The sequence below is a fragment of the Chimaeribacter arupi genome, assembly GCF_002858805.1.
Taxonomy (GTDB): Bacteria; Pseudomonadota; Gammaproteobacteria; order Enterobacterales; family Enterobacteriaceae; genus Chimaeribacter; species Chimaeribacter arupi.
The window spans coordinates 19,154-41,075 of the sequence record NZ_PJZI01000042.1 but is presented as its reverse complement, the minus strand read 5'-3'; the positions used below and the strand labels follow the sequence as shown (position 1 = coordinate 41,075).

Genomic DNA, 21,922 nt, shown 5'->3' with positions numbered 1-21,922 from the left:
AGCCGTTTTGCATGGCGCAGCCACCCGCAGGGCGAGCGCCAGGGAGGGCGCGAGTGCATCCCGACCGCACCGCCCTGATAAAAAGCAGGCCCCGATGAAAATCGGGGCCTTCTGCTTTTGTGGCGCGGGAACATGCTTTTTGCTGCCCTGATCAGAAAATTTTCTTTTTTTCGGCCGTTGCCGGGTGCTTAAATCCGGCAAAACGGCGACATTCGCGGCAAAGCGCACAGAGCTTAACCATTTGCCAACAAACAGAGAAAATCTTCTTGACCCTTTGCACCGACCTCCCTATAGTAGCGCCCCGTTGAGACGCGATAGCGACGAGACGAAAACGGTGAGGTGTCTGAGTGGCTGAAGGAGCACGCCTGGAAAGTGTGTATACGTGAAAGCGTATCGAGGGTTCGAACCCCTCTCTCACCGCCATATTCAAAAGCAGAAGGCCCTGATGAAAATCAGGGCCTTCTGCTTTTGTATCCTTTTCCTCCCTGCCCGCTAACCCGGCCCGTCCCCAAGCTGGTCCAGTTGCATAATCCGGCTGCACATCACCTGGTTTTTACCGTTGCGCTTGGCCTGGTAGAGGGCGTCATCCGCCATTTCCACCGCTTTGCTCATCACCATCCCCGGCAGATAAATCGCGGCCCCGATAGACACCGTGACGGACAAGGTTGCGCCCTCCGCCAGCCGCAGGGTACTGGACGACATCGCCTGCCGGATCCGCTCGGCGGTCTCCACGATGGGTTCGGTATTGTGGCGCTCCATAATCACCAGAAACTCCTCTCCCCCGTAGCGCCCGGCAAAATCGGCGCTGTCGATGGTCTGCATCAGCACCTCGCTCAGTTGCACCAGCAGCTGATCCCCCACCAGATGCCCGTGGGTGTCATTCACCTGTTTGAAATTATCGATGTCAATCAGCAGCAGGCCGCCCGGTTTCTGGTGGGCCTGCAGTGACATCAGTTTGAAATCGATGCTGGTGCGGTTATTGAGCCGTGTCAGGCTGTCGAGCGTGGCGCGGTCGCGCAGCGAAAAATAGGCGTGAATATGCCGCTCGGCAAAATTGAGCGCATGGTAGCAAACCGCAAGGCAGCCGGTGACCGCACACTGGTAAAACAGCACCTCATACCAGGGCACCTGCAGCGGCTGGCTATAGGCCAGCGCTATCCGGTAAAACGCGATCAGGATAATGACGCGGTAAAACAGCCGGTGGGTTTTATGCCGCCAGACGCGCAACAGCAGCAACGGCAGCAGGATGGAGGCGATCAGCAGGTTATCCAGCGAGAGCGGCTGCGTCAGCGCCACATTGACCAGAAAACTGGTGACCCCACTCAGCCAGCCACCAAAAAACGTCACCAGGATAATCGGGATCATCGCAAAGCTGAAAAAGAGATGGGTGGAAAGCGCAAGCCGGTCCGGGATCAGGTAGTACAGCGCCAGCCCGGAGAGCAGGCCGAACGCGACCCGTTTCCAGGCTTCGCTCTGCCAGGAGAACGCCGATTGGCTGCTCAGCAAAAAATAACTCAGGGAAAGCGTCGCATAGGTAACACAGATGTCCGCATAAAGTGCCGGATAGGATAAAAACAGGTGCATGATTGTTGCCTCTCCCTCTGCTGCCGCCCGGTACGCTTGCGATTTCAAGCCATTACCTCACTATAGATGAATCACACCCGCCGGGTGCCCGCGCCGCTGAGGGTGTGAGGGCGCCGACATTTTCTGCTGATAATGATAACCCCTGCTTATCAGCGCCATACAAACCCTTCTTTGCATGTGCTTTATTGCACACCCTCCCCGCCAGAGTTTGACTTACATCTATAACCCCCGTTGCTGACGGGCGTATGGTATGCGCGCTTATCCCGGCGGGCTGGTCAGGCTCCGCTTTTATTCTCTCTTTTGGGTTGTTCTGTAATGAAAATGCATGGATTCCGCGCCCTCCTCCGGGGCAATGCGCTGGCAGAGGCCTGCCGGCATGAACCGTATTCGCTTCAGCGCCTGATGAAAGATGCCGTGGCAGGCATCACCGTGGGGATTATTGCGATTCCGCTGGCCATGGCACTGGCGATTGCCAGCGGGGTGCCGCCCCAGTATGGCCTCTATACCTCGGCGATTGCCGGGCTGGTGATTGCGCTGTGCGGCGGCTCGCGCTTCAGCGTCTCCGGCCCGACGGCGGCTTTTGTGGTGATCCTGTTCCCGGTGTCCCAGCAGTTTGGCCTGGCCGGGCTGCTGGTGGCGACCCTGCTCTCCGGCGTGATGCTGGTGCTGATGGGCATCGCCCGTATCGGCAGGCTGATTGAATATATCCCGCTGCCGGTCACGCTGGGCTTTACCTCCGGCATCGGCATTACCATCGCCACCATGCAAATCAAAGATCTGTTCGGGCTGGAGATGGCAACCGTGCCGGAACATTTCACCGACAAAGTAGTGGCGCTGGCGCAGGCCCTCCCCAGTTTCAGCGCGGCAGATGCGGTGATTGGCATCACGACGCTGGCGGTGCTGGTTCTCTGGCCGCGGCTCGGTGTGCGGCTGCCGGGGCACCTGCCGGCACTGCTGCTCGGCACCGGCGTGATGGCGCTGCTGGCCACCCTGGGGCACCCGGTCGCCACCATCGGCTCACGCTTCAGTTACCTGCTGGCGGACGGCACCCAGGGCATCGGCATCCCACCGATCCTGCCGCAACTGGCGCTGCCGTGGAACGTCACCGCCGGGAATGAGCCGGCAGTGACGCTGAACTGGGCGCTGGTGTCCGCGCTGCTGCCGGCGGCGTTTACCATGGCGATGCTGGGGGCGATTGAGTCTTTGCTCTGCGCGGTGGTGCTGGACGGCATGACCGGCAGCAAACACCACGCCAACAATGAGCTGATTGGCCAGGGGATCGGGAATATTGTGGCGCCGTTTTTCGGCGGCATCACTGCCACTGCCGCCATTGCGCGCTCGGCGGCCAATGTGCGTGCCGGTGCCACCTCGCCGGTGGCGGCCGTTATCCACGCCCTGCTGGTGCTGCTGGCGCTGCTGAGCCTCGCCCCGCTGCTGGCCTATTTGCCGATGGCGGCGATGGCGGCGTTACTGCTGATGGTGGCCTGGAACATGAGCGAGGCGCACAAAGTGGTGGGCCTGCTGCGCCGTGCGCCGAAGGATGACATCATCGTGATGCTGCTCTGCATGAGCCTGACGGTGCTGTTTGATATGGTGCTGGCGATAAGCGTCGGTATCGTGCTGGCTTCGCTGCTGTTTATGCGCCGGGTGGCGCGCATGACCCGCCTGACGGAAATCCCCGGCCAGCCCGCCGGGACGCAACTTTTCCGCGTCAGCGGCCCGCTGTTTTTCGCCGCGGCCGAGCGGATCTTTGAGGAGCTGGCGGCGCGCACCCAACAGGCCGAACGCATTATCCTGCAATGGGATGCGGTGGTGGTGCTGGATGCCGGGGGCCTGAACGCCCTTCAGCGCTTTATTGACACCCTGCCCGCCGGGAAGCAGCTCTGCATCTGTGAGGTGCCTTACCAGCCGCTGAAAACGCTGGCACGCGGCCGGGTGCAGCCGGTGCCGGGGCGGCTGATGTTCTGTGCCACCTTGCCGGACGCGCTCCACGCCACGGCGGCCTGATCGGCAGGCGTAAAAAAAGGCGATACGCTTATCGCCTTTTTATGCCTGCTTTCACCCCGCCGAGGCGGTGTGTGCATTACTTGCTGGTGTCGAGTTCCGGGAAGTTTTTCACCAGGTCGTCGATGGCTTTCATCTGCATCAGGAACGGCTCCAGCTTGTCCAGCGGCAGCGCGGACGGGCCGTCACATTTGGCGTTGGCCGGGTCCGGGTGCGCTTCGATGAACAGACCGGCCAGGCCGACTGCCATACCGGCACGCGCCAGCTCAGCAACCTGACCGCGGCGGCCGCTGGAGGCCGCGCCAAACGGGTCACGGCATTGCAGCGCGTGGGTCACGTCGAAGATCACCGGGTGGCCGTTGGTGGCCTGGACCATGACGTTGATGCCCAGCATGTCAACCACCAGGTTGTCATAGCCGAAGTTGCTGCCGCGGTCACACAGGATAACCTGATCGTTCCCGCCCTCTTTGAACTTCTCAACGATGTTGCCCATCTGGCCAGGGCTGACGAATTGCGGTTTCTTCACGTTGATGACGGCACCGGTTTTCGCCATGGCTTCAACCAGGTCAGTCTGGCGTGCCAGGAAGGCCGGCAGCTGGATCACATCCACCACGTCCGCCACCGGCTGCGCCTGCCAGCTCTCGTGCACGTCAGTGATGATTTTTACGCCGAACGCCTGCTTCAGTTCCTGGAAGATTTTCATGCCCTCATCCAGGCCCGGCCCACGGTAAGAGTGGATAGAGGAGCGGTTGGCTTTATCAAAAGAGGCTTTGAACACGTACGGAATACCGAGCTTCTGCGTCACGGTGACGTAGTGCTCACACACGCGCATGGCCATGTCACGTGATTCCAGGACGTTCATGCCGCCAAACAACACAAACGGCAAATCGTTCGCGACGTTGATATCGCCAATGCTGACCACTTTTTGTTTCATGCTTTCGCCTTTATTCAGGGAGATAAATTGACTATGTCACAGCGCACGCTTAATGCAGCACAATCCGTTTCTCCTCAAGCGCATCGATTTGCGACTTGAGTACCTGCGACACCGGATCATCCGGACACTGTTCAACAAAATAGCGCAGATCGGCGTGGGCAATATGCTCACAGTCGAGGTGGGCATAGATAAGCCCCCGATCGCGCCGTTCGTACGGGTCATCCGGGTCAAACGCCAGAATGGCCTGGCTGGCTGCCAGCGCCAGCTCCATCTGCCGCTCTTCCATCAATGACGCCTTGAGCGTGTCCAGCATTCTGCGTACTACCAGGGAATTATCGCACTCATCAATGTCCTCATCCTCCAGTTGTGCGCCGAAACCCAGGTTGCCCTTGATCCACGCCTCCAGGGTATGTTCGTTGAGGGTCTCCCCGTTCAGGGGATTGATGAGCCACATTTCATTGTCGAGCCAGTCCGCCCGCAGGATGAGCTGGGTCGGGAAAATCACCGGCGAGAGCGGAAGATCAATCGCACCGGCGATGTGTAAAAACAGGGTGCCGAGGGAGACCGGCGTCCCTTCGCGCGACGCCAGCACCTTATCCAGCCAGATGGCATCCGAGAGGCGGTAAACGCCCCCTGCGCCGCCGAAGCCCCAGGTCTGGTAGAACAGCGCGATCAACGCCTCGAGCCGCTGCTCCTGACTTCCGCCCGGCGGCACCGCCTGCCGGGCCTCGGCCACCAGCGCACGCAACTGCCGCGCTACGTCGCTGCCCGGAAAATCAGCGCGTATCGCCTCGGAAATGCGGATGATCCCGGCACTCAGCGGGACATCATCAAAAGCAAACTCAGCCACACTACTCATTTATTATCCTAACAACAGCGGCACTTTCGTGACCGCCAGTTTCACAATCAGGGCCAGGCAGATCAGCGCCAGAATGAAGGCGGCCCAGCGGGCAGACTGACTGCGTGGCTTTTTGCTCAGGGCAACGAAGCCCAGCGCAATATAGATAATAACGCCGAATAACTTCTCCGTCAGCCATGCACCTTGCGGGCTGAAGGGATAAAAATGGGTGATAATGACCAGCGAGACGCCGCTGAGCAACAATACCGTGTCATTAATATGGGGGACAATCCGTACCCAGCGTTGCTGCAGGCGCGGTGAGCGGCGGCAGAGCCAGTAAAAGCGCACCACCAGCAGCGTCACGCTGAGCAGTACCGTGAGAATATGCAGATCTTTTACCCATACATAAGCAGCCATGCCATTGTCCTTAATCAGAAGTTATGCGGTGAATATCACGTCACAGAAACGGTCAGCCGGCCCAGCGGCCGAGGGTAATACGGTCATTGCCGCCATAATCCTGCCGGGTGGTGACCTCACTGAATCCCCTGTCAGTCAGGCAGGCGCGCACTGCAGCCGCCTGTTGCCAGCCATGTTCCAGCAGCAGCCAGCCGCCGGGCTGCAAAAAGCCCGGCGCAGCCGTAATGATGTGCCGCAGGTCTGCCATCCCCTGTTCGTCGGCCACCAGCGCCGACGCCGGTTCAAAGCGCACATCGCCTTCGGCCAGGTGCGGGTCAGCGGCATCGATATAGGGCGGGTTGCTGGCGATGAGCTCAAAACGTGCGCCCGCGACCGGCGTGAACCAGCTGCCCGCGAGGAACTGCACATTGCGGATGCCGAGCGTCGCGGCGTTCTGTTGCGCCAGCGCCACGGCCTCCGGCTGACGGTCCACGCCGGTGACCTGATCCTGCGGGCGCTCACTGGCCAGCGCCAGCGCAATCGCCCCGGTGCCGGTGCCGAGATCCAGCACCCGGCAGGCGCTGCCCGGCAGGCGTGCCAGCGCCTCTTCCACCAGGCATTCGGTATCGGGACGGGGGATAAGCGTCGCAGGGGACACCGCCAGCGGCAGTGACCAGAATTCACGCACGCCGACCAGATAAGCGACCGGTTCACCCTGCGCCCGGCGCGCCAGCAACGCCTCAAGCCGGGCAAGCTGCTCATCACTCAGCAGGGTTTCACCAAAGGCGAGAATAAAGGTGCGCGCCCGGCCGGTGACATGGCCGAGCAGGATTTCTGCATCGCGGCGCGCGCTGTCACTGTGGGTGAGGCGCGCTGCGGCATCCGCCAGCCAGCTGCGGAAATCCATTACTCTTGCTCAGACAGGGCAGCCAGCTGATCGGCCTGATACTCCTGCACAATCGGCTGGATTAACGCGTCGAGTTTCCCTTCCATCACCTCGTCCAGACGGTAAATGGTCAGGTTGATACGGTGATCGGTCACGCGCCCCTGCGGGAAGTTATAGGTGCGGTTACGGTCAGAACGGTCGCCGCTGCCGAGCAGGTTACGGCGGGTTGAGGCTTCCGCCTGCTGGCGTTTGGCCATTTCCGCAGCATGGATGCGCGCACCCAGCACCGAGAGCGCCTTGGCTTTGTTTTTGTGCTGTGAACGCTCGTCCTGGCACTCCACCACGATGCCGGTCGGCAAGTGGGTGATACGGATGGCGGAGTCGGTGGTGTTAACGTGCTGGCCGCCCGCGCCGGAGGAGCGGAAGGTATCAATTTTCAGATCGCCGGCGTTGATCTCCGGCAGCTCCGCTTCCGGCACTTCCGGCATCACGGCCACGGTGCAGGCGGAGGTGTGGATGCGCCCCTGGGATTCGGTTTCCGGCACGCGCTGCACGCGGTGGCCGCCCGACTCAAACTTAAGCTGGCCATACACGCCCTCGCCGGAAATTTTGGCAATCACCTCTTTGAAGCCACCATGTTCGCCTTCGTTGGCGCTCATGATCTCTACCCGCCAGCGGCGGCTTTCAGCATAGCGGCTGTACATGCGGAACAGGTCACCGGCAAAAATCGCCGCCTCATCACCGCCGGTGCCGGCGCGCACTTCCAGGAAGCAACTGCGCTCATCGTCAGGGTCTTTCGGCAACAGCAACAGCTGCAACTGCTGCTCCAGTGTCTCCAGGGTCGCCTTGCTCTCTTTAATCTCTTCCTGCGCCATGTCGCGCATTTCCGGATCGTCGAGCATCAGTTCGGCGGTGTGCAGGTCGTCCTGCACCTGGCGCCACTGCTGGAAGCAGCGGGTGACATCCGACAGCTGGGCATACTCACGCGACAGGGCGCGGAAACGATCCTGGTCGGCGATAACGCTGGCATCGCCAAGCATCGCCTGGACTTCTTCATGGCGCTCTTGCAACGCGTCCAGTTTGGCAACAATAGAGGGCTTCATGCGTGGTAGTTAACCTTGTTTCTCATAGCGGATGTCAGATGTTTTTCGTTGAAAATTATGGCTTTTCCAGCCCAAGGCTGTCACGCAGAATTTGCAGCCGCTCCACATCACCGGATTGCGCCGCCTGCTGCAACGATTTGGTCGGCGCGTGGATCAGGCGGTTGGTGAGCTTATGCGCCAGTTCATGGATCACCGCCTGCACGTCCGCGCCCTGCGCGATGGCGGCCAGCGCCCGCGCTTCCATCTCATTGCGCACGCTGTCTGCATGGGCGCGGTAATCCCGGATCATCTCCACCGCGCCCTGTGAGCGCAGCCAGGCCATGAAGTTGGTGCTCTCCTGCGCCACGATGGTTTCCGCCTGAATCGCGGCGGCCTTACGCTGGGCCAGGTTGTTCTGGATGATGGAGTGCAGGTCATCCACGCTGTAGAGGTAGGCGTTGGAGAGCTTGCCGACTTCCGGCTCAATGTCACGCGGCACTGCGATGTCCACCAGCAGCATCGGCTGGTTGCGGCGCGCCTTGAGCGCCCGTTCCACCATGCCTTTGCCGATGATCGGCAGCGGGCTGGCGGTGGAACTGATAATAATGTCGGCATCCGCCAGGCGGGCGTCGATCTCCGGCAGGGTGATCACTTCCGCCCCGACTTCGTCAGCCAGCGCCTGCGCGCGTTCCCGCGTGCGGTTGGCGATCATCATATGTTTGACGCGGTGCTCGCGCAGGTGGCGCGCCACCAGCTCGATAGTCTCGCCCGCACCGACCAGCAGCACGTTGAGGTCAGCCAGCGATTCAAAGATCTGCCGTGCCAGGGTACAGGCCGCAAACGCCACGGAGACCGCACTGGCGCCAATGTCGGTTTCAGTACGCACTCGCTTGGCGACAGAGAAGGATTTCTGGAACAGGCGCTCAAGCTCGCCCGACACGGAGTGCCCGCGTTGTGATTCCGCAAAGGCTTTTTTCACCTGCCCCAGGATCTGCGGCTCGCCCAGCACCAGCGAGTCCAGCCCGCTGGCCACGCGCATCAGGTGGCTGACCGCCTCATTATCATGGTGCCAGTAGAGGCTCTGGCGCACCTCGTCTTCGCTGAGCTGGTGGTAATCACACAGCCAGGCGACCAGTTGCTCCTTGAGGTTCTCCTGCTCTTCCACACTGAGATAAAGTTCCGTGCGGTTACAGGTAGACAGCACAACGCCCCCCTGCACCAGCGGTTGCCGGAGCAGGCTGTTCAACGCCTCATCGAGGGTATCCGGGGAGAAGGTCACCCGTTCACGCAACGACACCGGCGCGGTTTTATGATTGATACCTAATGCAAGCAGGGTCATGGGAATGGTTTTGAATAATACTTATCTTGATATGGGATTGGTCTGAACGGCATTCTACTTGATGCGCGGGATCAATAAAAGCAACACCGCATTATCAGTGCAATTGATGAAAAGCCCGTTCCCGGTCATTTTCAGCCACATAAGAAGATTGACGCTTACCGGCAAGCCCGTTAGCGTGGAAAGCTGTGTTAGCATTAACGTATCACTTTAAAGGATATGATGGATTATTATGCCAAAGCCACCGCGTAACGCCGCACGCCTGAGCCTGCTGCGCCTGCTCCCGCTGGCCAGCGTCCTGCTGGCTGCCTGTACCCTCACTGCCCCGCGCGGCCCGGCCACCAGCCCGGACTCCCCGCAGTGGAAACAGCACCAGCAGCAGGTGCAGCAACTCACCACCTACCAGACCCGCGGCGCCTTCGCCTACCTCTCTGACCGGCAGAAAGTGTACGCCAACTTCTTCTGGCAGCAGTCCAGCCCGACCCACTACCGCCTGTTGCTGACCAACCCGCTCGGCAGCACCGAAATGGAGCTGCGGGTGCAGAACAGCGTGGCGCAGCTCATCACCAAAGACGGCAAAAAGTACGTCAGTGACAACCCGGAAGAGATGCTGCAGAAACTCACCGGCATGGCGATCCCGCTCAACAGCCTGCGCCAGTGGATGCTGGGCCTGCCGGGTGACGCCACAGACTTCACGCTGGATGACCGCTACCGCCTGAACACCCTGACCTACAGCCAGAACGGCACGGCGTGGAACGTCGAATATGCCGGGTATGATGATGAGGTCACCCCTGCGCTGCCGAGCAACCTGACGCTGACCCAGGGCGAACAACGCATCAAACTGAAAATGAACCGCTGGACCCTGAAATAACATGACGCACTTCTGGCCCTCCCCGGCAAAACTCAATCTGTTCCTCTATATCACCGGCCGGCGGCCGGATGGCTACCATCTGTTGCAGACGCTGTTCCAGTTCCTCGACTATGGCGACACCGTGGGCGTGGCCCCGCGTGATGACGGCAACATCGTGCTGGCGACACCCGTGGCGGGTGTGCCGGAGGCGCAGAACCTGATGGTGCGCGCGGCCCGGCTGCTGCAACAGCATTGTGACCAGGCGCAGATTGACAGCCTGCCGCGCGGTGCCACACTGAGTATTGAGAAAGTCTTGCCGATGGGCGGCGGGCTGGGCGGCGGCTCCTCCAATGCGGCCACGGTGCTGGTGGCGCTGAACCAGCTCTGGCAGTGCGGCCTGAGTGACGACACCCTGGCCGGCCTGGGCCTGCAACTGGGGGCCGATGTGCCGGTGTTTGTGCGCGGCCATGCGGCGTTTGCCGAAGGCATCGGCGAGCAGTTGCAGCCGGCAGCGCCGGAAGAGAAGTGGTATCTGGTGGCGCACCCCGGCGTCAGTATCCCGACGCCGGTGATTTTTGCCGATCCGGCACTGACGCGTGACACCCCGGTGCGGTCGCTGGAGACACTGTTACGCAGCCCCTACGCAAATGATTGCGAAGCGATTGCAAGAAAACGTTTTTACGAGGTTGAACAGCTTCTTTCATGGCTGTTAGAATACGCGCCGTCACGCCTGACTGGCACCGGAGCCTGTGTTTTTGCTGAATTCGACACAGAATCCGCTGCCCGGCAGGTGTTAAATCAAGCTCCTGAATGGGTAAACGGTTTTGTTGCGCGAGGTGTGAATATTTCGCCGCTGCACCGTGCCCGCCGGGAGTGTGGAAACGTGAATTGATACCGGTGCGCCCGCTGCGCCTGTGTTAACCGCCCTCCACTGATATACCGTATGTATATTGCGGCCATGCCACACTTCGCCCGGTGATGTGGCCGACGATATCTTCTCTGGACGCAAGCCTGAGGTTCTTCTCGTGCCTGATATGAAGCTTTTTGCTGGTAACGCCACCCCGGAACTAGCACAACGTATTGCCAACCGTTTGTACACCAGTCTTGGTGACGCCGCTGTAAGTCGCTTCAGCGACGGCGAAGTCAGCGTGCAAATCAACGAAAATGTACGCGGTGGTGATATTTTCATCATCCAGTCCACCTGTGCACCCACCAATGACAACCTGATGGAACTGGTTGTGATGGTTGATGCGCTGCGCCGCGCTTCCGCAGGCCGCATCACTGCTGTTATCCCCTACTTTGGTTATGCCCGTCAGGATCGCCGCGTGCGCTCTGCCCGTGTGCCGATCACCGCGAAAGTGGTGGCGGACTTCCTCTCCAGTGTTGGGGTTGACCGTGTGTTGACGGTGGATCTGCATGCTGAACAGATTCAAGGCTTCTTCGATGTGCCGGTAGACAACGTCTTTGGCAGCCCGATCCTGCTGGAAGATATGTTGCAGCAGAACCTGGAGAACCCGATTGTGGTTTCCCCGGACATCGGTGGTGTGGTGCGCGCCCGCGCGATTGCCAAACTGCTGAACGACACGGACATGGCCATCATCGATAAACGCCGTCCGCGTGCCAACGTTTCCCAGGTGATGCATATCATCGGTGACGTTGCCGGCCGTGACTGTGTGCTGGTTGATGACATGATCGACACCGGCGGCACCTTGTGCAAAGCAGCGGAAGCGCTGAAAGAGCGCGGTGCCAAACGTGTGTTCGCCTATGCGACCCACCCGATCTTCTCCGGTAATGCGGTTGAGAACATCAAAAACTCGGTGATTGACGAAGTGATCATCTGCGACACCATTCCGTTGTCGCCGGAGATCCGCGCGCTGAGCAAAGTGCGTACGCTGACGCTGTCCGGTATGCTGGCTGAAGCCATCCGCCGTATCAGCAATGAAGAGTCCATCTCGGCAATGTTCGAGCATTAATCGGCGTGGCCGCCTGCGGCCACCGGGTAGTGTTCGTTGCCATAAAAAACCGCCGGTTATGCCGGCGGTTTTTTTATGTGCGGAAGCTATTGCCCGCCAGGCTCCCCGCCTGGCGCGAAAAGATTAGCGCGGGTGATGTGACCGGCTGCAGCGTTTATCAAAATGCTTCACCCACCAGTAGCGGTCGCACACCTGTTCACGCCCGCCCAGCCTGGCCCCGGCCAGCCACAGCAGCGCACCGACAAAGATGCTCATGATGGCGCCGTGGGCAAAATATTGCGGCAGGTTAAGCTGCGGCAACTGGTTGAGGATGGAGTAGCCGACGCCGACTATCATGGTCAGCAGGCCCAGCCCCATTAAAAGGTTACCCGCCAGCGTTGCATGTTTACGTCTCATTTCACACCTCCCTGAAGTCACCCGATCGGTTACCGGGGCTAATTGATGAAAGTATAGGCAGAGCTTATGGCGGGAGTTGCGGAGAGGATCACAGAAGGCAAAGAACTTTTGACAATTCTTTACTAAAACGCCGGTTTTTAATTAACATTAACAATAATATACAAAGTTCATTATTCAACTTTTAAGGTTTTTCCCCCTGCCGCGCCCCGGCTTTTGTCATCATGCCTTTCCACAGGTAAACTAGCCGGCTCTATTTCTTATGAAGCGAAATCCCGTGAGCAGCATAAAACTCATTGTTGGCCTGGCAAACCCAGGCGCTGAATATGCCCAGACCCGCCATAACGCCGGGGCCTGGTATGTCGATCTGCTGGCGCGTCAGCACAATGTCTCCCTGAAAGAAGAGAGCAAATTCTTCGGCTACACCGGCCGCCTGACGCTGGCCGGGCAGGATGTGCGCCTGCTGGTGCCCACCACCTTTATGAACCTGAGCGGCAAAGCCGTGGCGGCGATGGCAACGTTCTACCGGCTTAACCCGGATGAGATCCTGGTGGCCCATGATGAGCTGGACATCCCGCCGGGTGTGGCAAAAGTGAAACTGGGCGGCGGCAACGGCGGCCATAACGGCCTGAAAGATATCCAGAGCAAACTGGGCAATAACCCGAACTTTTACCGCCTGCGCATCGGCATCGGCCATCCGGGTGATAAGAATAAAGTGGTGGGGTTTGTGCTCGGCAAGCCGCCGGCCAGCGAACAGCAGCTGATTGACAGTGCGATTGATGAATCCCTGCGCTGCACCGAGATCCTGATGAAAGAGGGTCTGGAAAAAGCCGTACAGCGGCTGCACGGCTTCAAAGCGTAATCACAGCGGGCCTTGCGCCCGCTGCCTGTCATCAGGTGCGGCGCACGTCGCCCTCCCCGGCCTCACCGGGTTCCGGCTGGTAATCCTCTTCCGCCACAAAATAGTGCGGGTCATCCAGCTCATGGCTGCAGAACGGCCCGGCCTTCGCCAGCAACCGCACACAATCCGGGCTGAGGTGGCGCAGGCGGATGCGTTTGCCCGCCTCCAGGTAACGGGTGGTGAGCTTGTCGATCGCTTCCACGCCGCTGGCGTCCATCACGCGGGTGGCGGCGAAATCAATCACCACCTGATCCGGGTCGTTTGCCGGGTCGAACAGCTCGGCAAACGAGGCGGCCGAGCCAAAGAACAGCGGCCCTTCCAGCTGATACACGGCCAGTTCCCCTTGCTGCTGACGGTGACGCACGCTGATGCGCGCATGTTGCCAGGCAAACACCAGCGCAGAGATAATCACGCCGCTGATGACCGCGACCGCCAGATCGGTAAAGATGGTGATCAGCGTCACCGCCAGCATCACCAGCACGTCCGCTTTCGGCATCCGGCGCAGGCGGCGCAGTGAGCTCCACTCAAAGGTGTTGTAGCAGACCACCAGCATGATACCGGCCAGCGCCGCCACCGGCAGCAGACCGATATATGTCGACAAACTGACCACAAACAGGATCAGCAGCAGCGCGCCGACCACGCCGGAGAGCCGCCCGCGGCCGCCGGAGGTGAAGTTAATGATCGACTGCCCGATCATGGCGCACCCGGCGAAGCAGCCGAACACGCCGCAAAGCGCGTTGCCCGCCCCTTGCGCGATGCTTTCACGGTTGCCGTTGCCCTTCTTGTTGCCCATCTCGTCCAATACCGTCATGGTCAGCAGCGATTCAATCAGGCCCACCAGTGCAATCACCACTGCATAAGGCAGCACGATGCGCAGCGTCTCGAGGGTCAACGGCGCGGCCGGCAGGTGGAAGCTCGGCAGCGTCCCGGAGATGTCCGCCATGTCGCCTACCCGCAGGGTGTGCAGGTTAAAGCCGATCGCCACCGCCGACACCACAATCAGCGCCGCCAGGGAAGACGGGATAACCTTAGTGAGTTTCGGGAACAGGCAGACCACCAGGATCGCCAGCAGCACCAGCGCATACATCATCGGCCCCTGCCCGGCGATCATATGCAGCTGCGCCAGCATAATCACAATCGCCAGCCCGTTAACAAAGCCGTGCACCGCCGGCAGCGGCACCAGCCGGATAAATTTCCCCAGGCGCAGCACACCGATGGCGATCTGGATAATCCCGGCGAAAATTGTCGCCCACAGGACGTAGTCCATGCCGTGTTCACTGGCGAGGCTCATCAGCACCACCACAATCGACCCGGCCGCGCCGGAGACCATGCCCGGTTTGCCGCCGAACAGGGCGGTCACCAGCCCGATGATAAAGGCGGTATGCAGCCCGACAATCGGTGACAACCCGGCCACCAGTGAAAATCCGACCGCTTCCGGCACCATAGAGACCGCCACAACACAACCGGCCAGCACGTCATTTTTGACGCCGGCCAGTCTGGCGTTCGTTATTCCAGACATAAGGAATCCATATTTTATTTGGGTAGCACAACCGCTTCCCCCTAAGGGGACAATGAGATCACCGCAGGCGCAGTGGAGTGCAGCGCATCAGGCTGCCGGGAGGGGAAAGGCTCAGGGTGGACCAGGCAGAAAATACATCCGGCGCGTTTCCTGTCAGTTAAAAAGTGGTAGCAGTATCGGCAAAGCGTGCGCCAAAGGCAAGCCCGGCAGGCGGTGCCGAGATGCGGATCGAGATAAACATGCTTTCCGTGTATAATAAAGGATAAGTGTGCAATTCATTCATGCGGCCTTTGTTAAACGCATGATATTTAAGCGATTAAGGTGAGATAAACATGGGATTCAAATGCGGTATCGTCGGCCTGCCGAACGTGGGTAAATCTACGCTGTTCAACGCCCTGACCAAAGCGGGTATTGAGGCGGCGAACTTTCCGTTCTGCACCATAGAACCCAACACCGGTGTGGTGCCGATGCCGGATCCGCGTCTGGACCAGCTGTGCGAGATCGTCAAACCTCAGCGCGTGGTACCGACCACCATGGAATTCGTTGACATCGCCGGCCTGGTGAAAGGCGCGTCCAAAGGTGAAGGCCTGGGCAACCAGTTCCTGACCAACATCCGCGAGACCGAAGCCATCGGCCACGTGGTGCGCTGCTTTGAGAACGACAACATCATCCACGTGAACAACAAAGTTGACCCGGCGGATGACATTGACGTGATCAACACCGAGCTGGCGCTCTCTGACCTCGACACCTGCGAACGCGCCATCCAGCGTGTGCAGAAGAAAGCCAAAGGCGGCGACAAAGACGCCAAAGCCGAGCTGGCTGCGCTGGAAAAATGTTTGCCGCAACTGGAAAACGCCGGGATGCTGCGCGCGCTGGACCTGAGCGCGGAAGATAAAGCGGCCATCCGCTACCTGAGCTTCCTGACGCTGAAGCCGACCATGTACATCGCCAACGTCAACGAAGACGGGTTCGAGAACAACCCGTACCTGGACAAAGTGCGTGAAATCGCGGCAGCCGAAGGCTCCGTGGTGGTGGCCGTGTGTGCGGCCGTCGAGTCTGACATCGCCGAGCTGGAAGATGAAGACCGCGCCGAGTTTATGGCTGAACTGGGTCTGGAAGAGCCGGGCCTGAACCGCGTGATCCGCGCCGGTTACCAGCTGCTGAACCTGCAGACCTACTTCACCGCCGGGGTTAAAGAAGTCCGCGCCTGGACCATCCCGGTAGGTGCCACTGCCCCGCAGGCGGCCGGTAAAATCCACACCGACTTTGAAAAAGGCTTTATCCGCGCCCAGACCATCTCCTTTGATGACTTCATCACCTACAAAGGTGAGCAAGGTGCCAAAGAGGCCGGTAAAATGCGTTCTGAAGGCAAAGAGTACATCGTCAAAGATGGCGACGTGATGAACTTCCTGTTCAACGTCTGATGTGATGCCGGGCTGACCGCCCTGCCACTCGCCCCTGATAAAATCCACGCCATGGCGTGGATTTTTTTATCCCCTCTTCATGTGATCCCCACCGCCCCCCTGAAGCGCGCCAGACGCGGCAGCCCACCCGATGCGCGCGGCCAACGCGCCGCCCGGCATATTGGCCTGTTTCCATCGTTCATTGGCCGGCGGCCTGCTCACGGCCCCCGGTGCAAGCGCCCTATACTCGCCGCTCACAGGCATCCTGGCGGGTTACCGCTCGCTGCCCTATCCGCCTGGTGGGTCGTCCTGCTTTTCCGTCAGGCGTTCAGGGCACCGCACTGACCCTGCCCGGATGCCGCATTTCTTCTTTTCTGGAGCGTCACCACCATGAGAAATATGCATCGACAGGTGCTGATCCTTGCCGGTTCACAGGCCATCTTCCAGTCAATTTCGGTGTTGATCATGACTATCGGTGGGCTGGCCGGTGCCCTTTTGACGAGCAGCCCGGCGCTGATGACCGTGCCGCTTTCCATGGCGAGCCTGGGCACGGTATTGGTCATGTTCCCTGCCTCGTTATGGATGAGCCGGACAGGCAGAAAACCCGGCTTCCTGACCGGCGCGTTAAGCGGCATGGTGTCGGCGGCCATTGCCATGATGGCGATGATCCACCATTCCTTCCTGCTGCTCTGCCTCAGCATGTTCTTTCTGGGCGTTTATCAGGCATTTGCCCAGTTTTACCGGTTTGCCGCGGGTGAAGTCTCCCTGCCCGCCTGCCGTACCCACGCGATCTCCCTGGTGCTGGCCGGCGGCGTCGTGGCCGCCCTGCTGGGGCCGTTTCTGGCCAGCTGCGGAAGTACCCTGTTCAGTGTGCCCTATGTGGGTTCCTTCCTGTTTATGGGCATCATGGCGTCGGTGGGCCTGTTGCTGTTATCACGCTTGCAGATGCCGGTGCAACCTGCTGAATTTTTGGCAGAAGAGGCAGCACGCCCCTGGAAAAAGGTGGTGTCCCAGCCCGCGTATCTGGTGGCGCTTTTTTCCGGCGCATCGGGGTTCGGGATAATGGTGCTGGGCCTGACGGCGACGCCGATTGCCATGAAACATGAGGGTTTTACGCTGGCCTCCATCGCTGCGGTGGTCCAGCTTCATATCCTGGGGCGCTTCATCCCCTCCTTTTTCACCGGGAAGCTTATTGACCGGTTTGGCGTCATTAACCTGATGCTGGCGGGCATTCTGCTGATGCTGGCTTATATGGGGCTGGCGTTTTCAGGGGCCACATGGGGAAGGTTTGCCGTGGCCTTAATCCTGATGGGTATAGGCTGGAATTTCCTCTACATCGGCGGCACCAGCCTGCTTGCCACTACCTACACCTCAGCAGAAAAGGGGGTTGCCCAGGCGGCCAATGATATGAGCGTGTTTATTTTCAGCCTGCTTTGCTCGCTGGGGGCCGGCCCGCTCCTGAATACGTTTGGCTGGAAGCTCATGCATCTGCTGTTAGTGCCCTGGGCGCTGTTGCTTGCCGTGCAGCTGTTATGGCTTGCCTGGCAGAAAAAACGCTACCCACCGGCGGCGGATGAGGCCGGCCTGCCTTTGCCCTAAACGGCATCGCGGCCGGAATGCGCCGGGAAACAGGGTTGACCCGATTTCATCGATGAATGGCCCACGCGCCTGTCACGGCTGCCCCGCCCCGCCTTTATAGTAAGCCAACTCGCCGCCGCCCCGCCTGAGTGCCGGGCAGGGGCGCGGCGGCCTGAACCTGATTAATCACTGGAGCTATCAATGAAATTAACGCAAATCCGTAATGCCACGCTGGTGCTGGACTATGCCGGTAAAAAATTCCTTATCGACCCGATGCTGGCAGAGAAAGAAGCCTGGGATGGCTTTGCCGGGAATGCGCGCCCCCATCTTCGTAACCCGATGGTGGCCCTGCCGGTGACGGTGGAATCGTTACTGTCAGCAGACGCGGTGATCCTGACGCATACGCATACCGACCACTGGGACGAGGCCGCGCAGCAGGCCATCCCTAAAGAGAAGGTGATCTATACGCAAAATGAGCATGACGCCGCGCTGGTACGTAGCCAGGGCTTTCTGAATGTGCGCGTCCTGAAAGAAGAGAATGCGTTTGTCGATGGGCTGACGATCTATAAAACTGACGGCCAGCACGGCAGCAACGACTTGTATGCCGATCCGCTGTGGGGCGATTTACTGGGCGATGCCTGTGGGCTGGTCTTTACCCACCCTGATGAAAAAACGCTCTACATTGCCGGCGATACCGTCTGGGTCAAGCCTTATGTCAGAAGCCTTCAGCGTTTCCAGCCGGACGTGGTGGTGCTGAATACCGGCTATGCGGTCAACGACCTTTACGGGCCTATCATCATGGGTAAAGAGGATACGCTGCGCACCCATAAGATGCTGCCTGAAGCGACCATCGTTGCCTCGCACATGGAGTCAATCAACCATTGTCTGCTGACCCGCGCTGAGCTGCGTGAGTTTTCGCTTGAACACGGCATTCAGGATAAGGTGCTTATTCCGGCAGACGGTGAAACAATGGCCTTCTGACCGGTTTCCATCTGACGGGGAAATGCCCTGGCCCACGCCGGCGGTGGCTTTCCCCCTTCCACACGTCGTGGTGTCGCCACCGCTCAGCCGGTGGCGATGCCCTGCCAGAGGGTGATGTTTATGTCTGCACTGACGGTTGCCGTCATCGCTACGGCGGGCTTCAGCCCGTTTCACTTTTCCGTGCCCTGTATTCTTTTCGGGCAGTCCATGCCGCAGCCGGACTTATTCCGGGTGGAGATCTGTGCTGAGCAGCCCGGTGTGGTGCTCTCTGATATTGGGTTGTCAATCAATGTCGGGCATGGGCTGGAGCAGCTTGACGTGGCAGACATTGTGATTGTGCCGTACTGGAATAACCCGGACGAAAAACCCTCCCAGGCCCTGCTGGACAAGCTGATAAGCGCATGGCAACGCGGCGCTGAGGTGGTGGGCCTCTGTTTGGGGACGTACGTGCTCGCCTATTCTGGCTTACTTAACCAGCGCCGGGCGGCCACCCACTGGGAGTATGAAAAGGATTTCACTGAGCGGTTCCCGGCCGTGCATCTGGACAGGAACTCGCTCTATACCTGCGATGAGCGCCTTATTACCTCTGCGGGCACGGCAGCCGGGATTGATTGTTGCCTGAATATCATCCGTGACCATTACGGCTCGGCGATTGCCAACCGGGTGGCACGGCGCATGGTGGTGCCCCCGTACCGTGAGGGCGGGCAGGCCCAGTTTATTGAACGCCCGGTGCCGGTCTCCACGCGGGACAGCAAAATGAACGCGCTGATTGACTACCTGCGCCGCCATCTGGATAAACCCCACGACATCGACTCACTGGCCGGGTTGGTCAACATGAGCCGGCGGACGCTGACGCGGCATTTCTTCAAGGCGACCGGCACCACGCTGGGTGAATGGCTGAACGCGGAGCGCCTGCAAAGGAGCCAGGAGTTGCTGGAAACCACAGACAGCAGCATTGAACGCGTGGCTGAGATGGTGGGGTTTCAGTCGCCCGTCTCATTCCGGCAGAGTTTTAAAGCGCGGTTCAGCGTCAGCCCAAGTGAATGGCGCCGGGCCTTTCGCGGCCCGGCCCACCGGCACCCTGACGGGGAGTCAGGCCGCGTTTCAACTACGCGGCCCGGTGTGGTTTGAAGGGGGAATGGCTGATGCGCCGGCGGGCTGCGCGGTTTTTCAGCAGCCCGTTTCCCGGCCGGGGTTATTTCGCCAGCAATTCTCTGCGGACAATCTCTGCGCCTGCGCTTAACGCACTCAGTTTGCCCCGTGCCACGTGGCGGGATAACGGGGCCATGCCGCAGTTGGTGCACGGGTAGAGCTTGTCAGCGTCAACGAATTGCAGGGCCTTGCGCAACGTTTCGGCCACCTGCTCAGGGGTTTCAATGGTATTGGTGGCCACGTCAATGGCGCCTACCATCACTTTTTTACCCCGGATCAGTTCAATCAGCTCCATCGGCACATGGGAGTTCTGGCACTCCAGGGAGACGATGTCGATACTGGATTTTTGCAGCTTAGGGAAAATTTCCTCATATTGACGCCACTCGGTGCCCAGCGTCTTTTTCCAGTCGGTATTGGCTTTGATGCCGTAACCGTAACAAATATGCACCGCCGTTTCACACTTCAGCCCTTCAATGGCTTTTTCTAACGCAGCAATCCCCCAGTCATTCACCTCATCAAAGAACACGTTAAAGGCCGGCTCATCAAACTGGATAATATCAACGCCCGCCGCTTCTAACTCTTTGGCTTCCTGATTAAGGATTTTGGCAAATTCCCAGGCGAGTTTTTCGCGGCTTTTATAGTGGCCGTCATACAGCGTGTCGATCATTGTCATCGGGCCGGGCAAGGCCCATTTGATCGGCTGGTCAGTGTGCCTGCGTAAAAATTTGGCATCGTCCACAAACACCGGTTTTTGGCGGCTCACCTCACCCACCACGCTCGGCACGCTCGCCTCATAGCGGTTGCGGATTTTCATTACCTGACGATTCTCAAAATCCACGCCGTCCAGGTGCTCAATAAAGGTCGTGACAAAATGTTGGCGCGTCTGCTCACCATCACTGACAATATCAATCCCGGCCTGTTGTTGTTCTGCCAGGCTTACTTTCAGTGCATCCTGTTTGCCCTCAATGAGTTCTTCATCCTGCAATTTCCAGGGTGACCAGAGTTTCTCAGGCTGCGCGAGCCAGGAGGGTTTAGGTAAGCTGCCGGCAGTCGACGTAGGTAATAACTTTTTCATAATAGATGACCTTGTATTTTTAGTTGATCAAAGAACAGCATCAGCAAGCCATTGTTCAAGTGCAGGCTGGTAGGGTTTAATAAAGTGCGTTTCCGTAAACTTACCCTGCTCAACCGCCAGCTGGCTGCGCTCTTCCCGATCATAAACAATCCGGGTTAATGAATAATCCTGGTGCGTCAGGCTCGGTTGATATATTTCCCCTGCCGCTGAATTCGCATTGTAAATTTCAGGCCGGTAGATTTTCTGGAACGTCTCCATCGTGCTGATGGTGCTGATAAGCTCAAGGTTGGTGTAATCATGGAGCAAATCACCGTGGAAATAAAACGCCAGGGGCGCAACGCTATTGGCCGGCATAAAATAGCGCACTTGCAACCCCATTTTCCCGAAATAGTAATCGGTCAGTGAGGGTTCATCCTGCTGATATTCGACGCCCAACACCGGGTGCCGGTTATTGGTGCGCTGATAGACGTTCTTACTGGAGACACTCAGGCAGATAACCGGTGACTTTTTAAAAGCCTCATGATAAGCGGCTGAGCCAACGAAACGTTTAAAGATATTCCCATGCAAATCACCAAAGTTCGCCGGGATGCGGAACACGGGCTGGTCTTTATTATGCTCCGGCAGCACGACGCTGAAATCATAATCGCGTACGTAAGAGGAGAAGTTATTGCCGACAATCCCTTCGGTGCGCTCACCGGTTTTCTTATCCACAATGTTCGTCTTCAGGATTTCAATCACCGGGAAGGCGCTGCTTTTGCCTTCCCCCTGAATAGTCAGGTCAACGGACATGATCTCAAGCTCAACGGCATAGCGATCGGCTTTAGGGTTATCCCAATGCGCCAGGGAATTAAAGCGGTTGTTAATCATCACCAACGCGTTATGCAAATTCTCGCGGCGTTTTTCACCCCTGGCCAAATTAGCGAAGTTGGTGGTGATACGTGTATTTTCAGAGGGATTATAATTTTCGTCGAAACGAAGGCTTTTAAGCGTAAAGGCGAAATTTTTAGTCATGGTAATCTGGGTTCCTAATGGCTGAT

General features: G+C 58.9%; 21 protein-coding genes and 1 tRNA gene. 10 read left to right on the top strand and 12 right to left on the bottom strand.

Going from position 1 to position 21,922, the window contains the following annotated elements:
* Positions 1-228, bottom strand: a 228-nt coding sequence (locus CYR52_RS22815) for a hypothetical protein (RefSeq protein ID WP_206605023.1), incomplete at its 3' end; no start/stop codon positions are given.
* 105 nt (positions 229-333) lie between these two features.
* On the opposite strand from CYR52_RS22815, the gene CYR52_RS19605 reads away from it, so the two are divergent.
* Positions 334-423: transfer RNA gene (locus CYR52_RS19605), tRNA-Ser, on the top strand.
* A 69-nt stretch (positions 424-492) separates the two neighbouring features.
* On the opposite strand, the gene CYR52_RS19600 is transcribed toward CYR52_RS19605, so the two are convergent.
* A complete protein-coding gene (locus CYR52_RS19600) occupies positions 493-1,584 on the bottom strand; it encodes a GGDEF domain-containing protein (protein ID WP_072931115.1) in 1,092 nt (363 codons plus the stop codon).
* A 315-nt stretch (positions 1,585-1,899) separates the two neighbouring features.
* Here CYR52_RS19600 and dauA point away from each other — a divergent pair, with 315 nt between their 5' ends.
* On the top strand, positions 1,900-3,591 hold the full coding sequence (dauA, locus tag CYR52_RS19595; protein ID WP_072931117.1) for a C4-dicarboxylic acid transporter DauA: 1,692 nt from the start codon (positions 1,900-1,902) through the stop codon (positions 3,589-3,591).
* Positions 3,592-3,667: 76 nt separating this feature from the next.
* On the opposite strand, the gene kdsA is transcribed toward dauA, so the two are convergent.
* Genes kdsA through hemA form a run of 6 tightly spaced genes read right to left on the bottom strand, consistent with a single transcriptional unit; the run spans position 3,668 to position 9,063 of the window.
* Positions 3,668-4,522 carry a 3-deoxy-8-phosphooctulonate synthase gene (kdsA, locus tag CYR52_RS19590; RefSeq protein WP_101829255.1) on the bottom strand — a complete coding sequence of 285 codons (855 nt, stop codon included), beginning with the start codon at positions 4,520-4,522 and terminating at the stop codon, positions 3,668-3,670.
* A 49-nt stretch (positions 4,523-4,571) separates the two neighbouring features.
* Complete coding sequence (gene sirB1, locus CYR52_RS19585) at positions 4,572-5,381, bottom strand: invasion regulator SirB1 (protein WP_072931122.1); 810 nt, start codon at positions 5,379-5,381, stop codon at positions 4,572-4,574.
* Positions 5,382-5,384: 3 nt separating this feature from the next.
* Positions 5,385-5,777 (bottom strand): SirB2 family protein, encoded by a 393-nt coding sequence (locus CYR52_RS19580; protein WP_072931124.1) that lies wholly within the window; start codon positions 5,775-5,777, stop codon positions 5,385-5,387.
* Between the two features lie 52 nt (positions 5,778-5,829).
* Positions 5,830-6,663 (bottom strand): peptide chain release factor N(5)-glutamine methyltransferase, encoded by an 834-nt coding sequence (gene prmC / locus CYR52_RS19575; RefSeq protein WP_101829254.1) that lies wholly within the window; start codon positions 6,661-6,663, stop codon positions 5,830-5,832.
* On the bottom strand, positions 6,663-7,745 hold the full coding sequence (prfA, locus tag CYR52_RS19570) for a peptide chain release factor 1 (RefSeq protein ID WP_072931129.1): 1,083 nt from the start codon (positions 7,743-7,745) through the stop codon (positions 6,663-6,665). The genes prmC and prfA overlap by 1 nt, the downstream gene beginning before the upstream one ends.
* A gap of 55 nt (positions 7,746-7,800) precedes the next feature.
* A complete protein-coding gene (hemA, locus tag CYR52_RS19565; RefSeq protein WP_072931131.1) occupies positions 7,801-9,063 on the bottom strand; it encodes a glutamyl-tRNA reductase in 1,263 nt (420 codons plus the stop codon).
* A gap of 229 nt (positions 9,064-9,292) precedes the next feature.
* Here hemA and lolB point away from each other — a divergent pair, with 229 nt between their 5' ends.
* From lolB to prs, 3 genes are all read left to right on the top strand, one after another.
* Complete coding sequence (gene lolB / locus CYR52_RS19560) at positions 9,293-9,931, top strand: lipoprotein insertase outer membrane protein LolB (protein WP_072931133.1); 639 nt, start codon at positions 9,293-9,295, stop codon at positions 9,929-9,931.
* 1 nt (position 9,932) lies between these two features.
* Positions 9,933-10,802: a 4-(cytidine 5'-diphospho)-2-C-methyl-D-erythritol kinase gene (gene ispE / locus CYR52_RS19555; protein WP_072931135.1), complete on the top strand. Its 870-nt coding sequence runs from the start codon at positions 9,933-9,935 to the stop codon at positions 10,800-10,802.
* Positions 10,803-10,935: 133 nt separating this feature from the next.
* Positions 10,936-11,883 (top strand): ribose-phosphate diphosphokinase, encoded by a 948-nt coding sequence (gene prs, locus CYR52_RS19550; protein ID WP_101816112.1) that lies wholly within the window; start codon positions 10,936-10,938, stop codon positions 11,881-11,883.
* Between the two features lie 123 nt (positions 11,884-12,006).
* On the opposite strand, the gene ychH is transcribed toward prs, so the two are convergent.
* Positions 12,007-12,279, bottom strand: coding sequence for a stress-induced protein YchH (ychH, locus tag CYR52_RS19545; RefSeq protein WP_072931136.1), 273 nt, complete (start codon positions 12,277-12,279; stop codon positions 12,007-12,009).
* Positions 12,280-12,553: 274 nt separating this feature from the next.
* On the opposite strand from ychH, the gene pth reads away from it, so the two are divergent.
* The gene (gene pth / locus CYR52_RS19540) at positions 12,554-13,138 is read left to right on the top strand and encodes an aminoacyl-tRNA hydrolase (RefSeq protein WP_175558173.1); all 585 of its coding nucleotides are present in this window, start codon (positions 12,554-12,556) and stop codon (positions 13,136-13,138) included.
* Positions 13,139-13,169: 31 nt separating this feature from the next.
* Here pth and CYR52_RS19535 read toward each other — a convergent pair whose 3' ends face one another.
* Positions 13,170-14,696, bottom strand: a complete 1,527-nt coding sequence (locus CYR52_RS19535) for a SulP family inorganic anion transporter (protein ID WP_101829252.1) — start codon at positions 14,694-14,696, stop codon at positions 13,170-13,172.
* A gap of 332 nt (positions 14,697-15,028) precedes the next feature.
* On the opposite strand from CYR52_RS19535, the gene ychF reads away from it, so the two are divergent.
* The 4 genes from ychF to CYR52_RS19515 all read left to right on the top strand — a co-directional run bounded on the left by ychF (position 15,029) and on the right by CYR52_RS19515 (position 19,789).
* Positions 15,029-16,120, top strand: coding sequence for a redox-regulated ATPase YchF (ychF, locus tag CYR52_RS19530; protein ID WP_072931143.1), 1,092 nt, complete (start codon positions 15,029-15,031; stop codon positions 16,118-16,120).
* Positions 16,121-16,489: 369 nt separating this feature from the next.
* A complete protein-coding gene (locus CYR52_RS19525) occupies positions 16,490-17,698 on the top strand; it encodes an MFS transporter (RefSeq protein ID WP_101829251.1) in 1,209 nt (402 codons plus the stop codon).
* Between the two features lie 180 nt (positions 17,699-17,878).
* Positions 17,879-18,658 (top strand): MBL fold metallo-hydrolase, encoded by a 780-nt coding sequence (locus tag CYR52_RS19520; RefSeq protein WP_072931147.1) that lies wholly within the window; start codon positions 17,879-17,881, stop codon positions 18,656-18,658.
* A gap of 120 nt (positions 18,659-18,778) precedes the next feature.
* Positions 18,779-19,789 (top strand): GlxA family transcriptional regulator, encoded by a 1,011-nt coding sequence (locus tag CYR52_RS19515; RefSeq protein ID WP_072931215.1) that lies wholly within the window; start codon positions 18,779-18,781, stop codon positions 19,787-19,789.
* Between the two features lie 64 nt (positions 19,790-19,853).
* Here the strand turns inward: CYR52_RS19515 and CYR52_RS19510 are convergent, their stop codons facing one another.
* Positions 19,854-20,885, bottom strand: a complete 1,032-nt coding sequence (locus CYR52_RS19510; protein ID WP_072931149.1) for a methionine synthase — start codon at positions 20,883-20,885, stop codon at positions 19,854-19,856.
* A gap of 27 nt (positions 20,886-20,912) precedes the next feature.
* The gene (locus CYR52_RS19505; protein ID WP_101829250.1) at positions 20,913-21,896 is read right to left on the bottom strand and encodes a DUF1852 domain-containing protein; all 984 of its coding nucleotides are present in this window, start codon (positions 21,894-21,896) and stop codon (positions 20,913-20,915) included.
* Between the last annotated feature and the right edge of the window lie 26 nt (positions 21,897-21,922).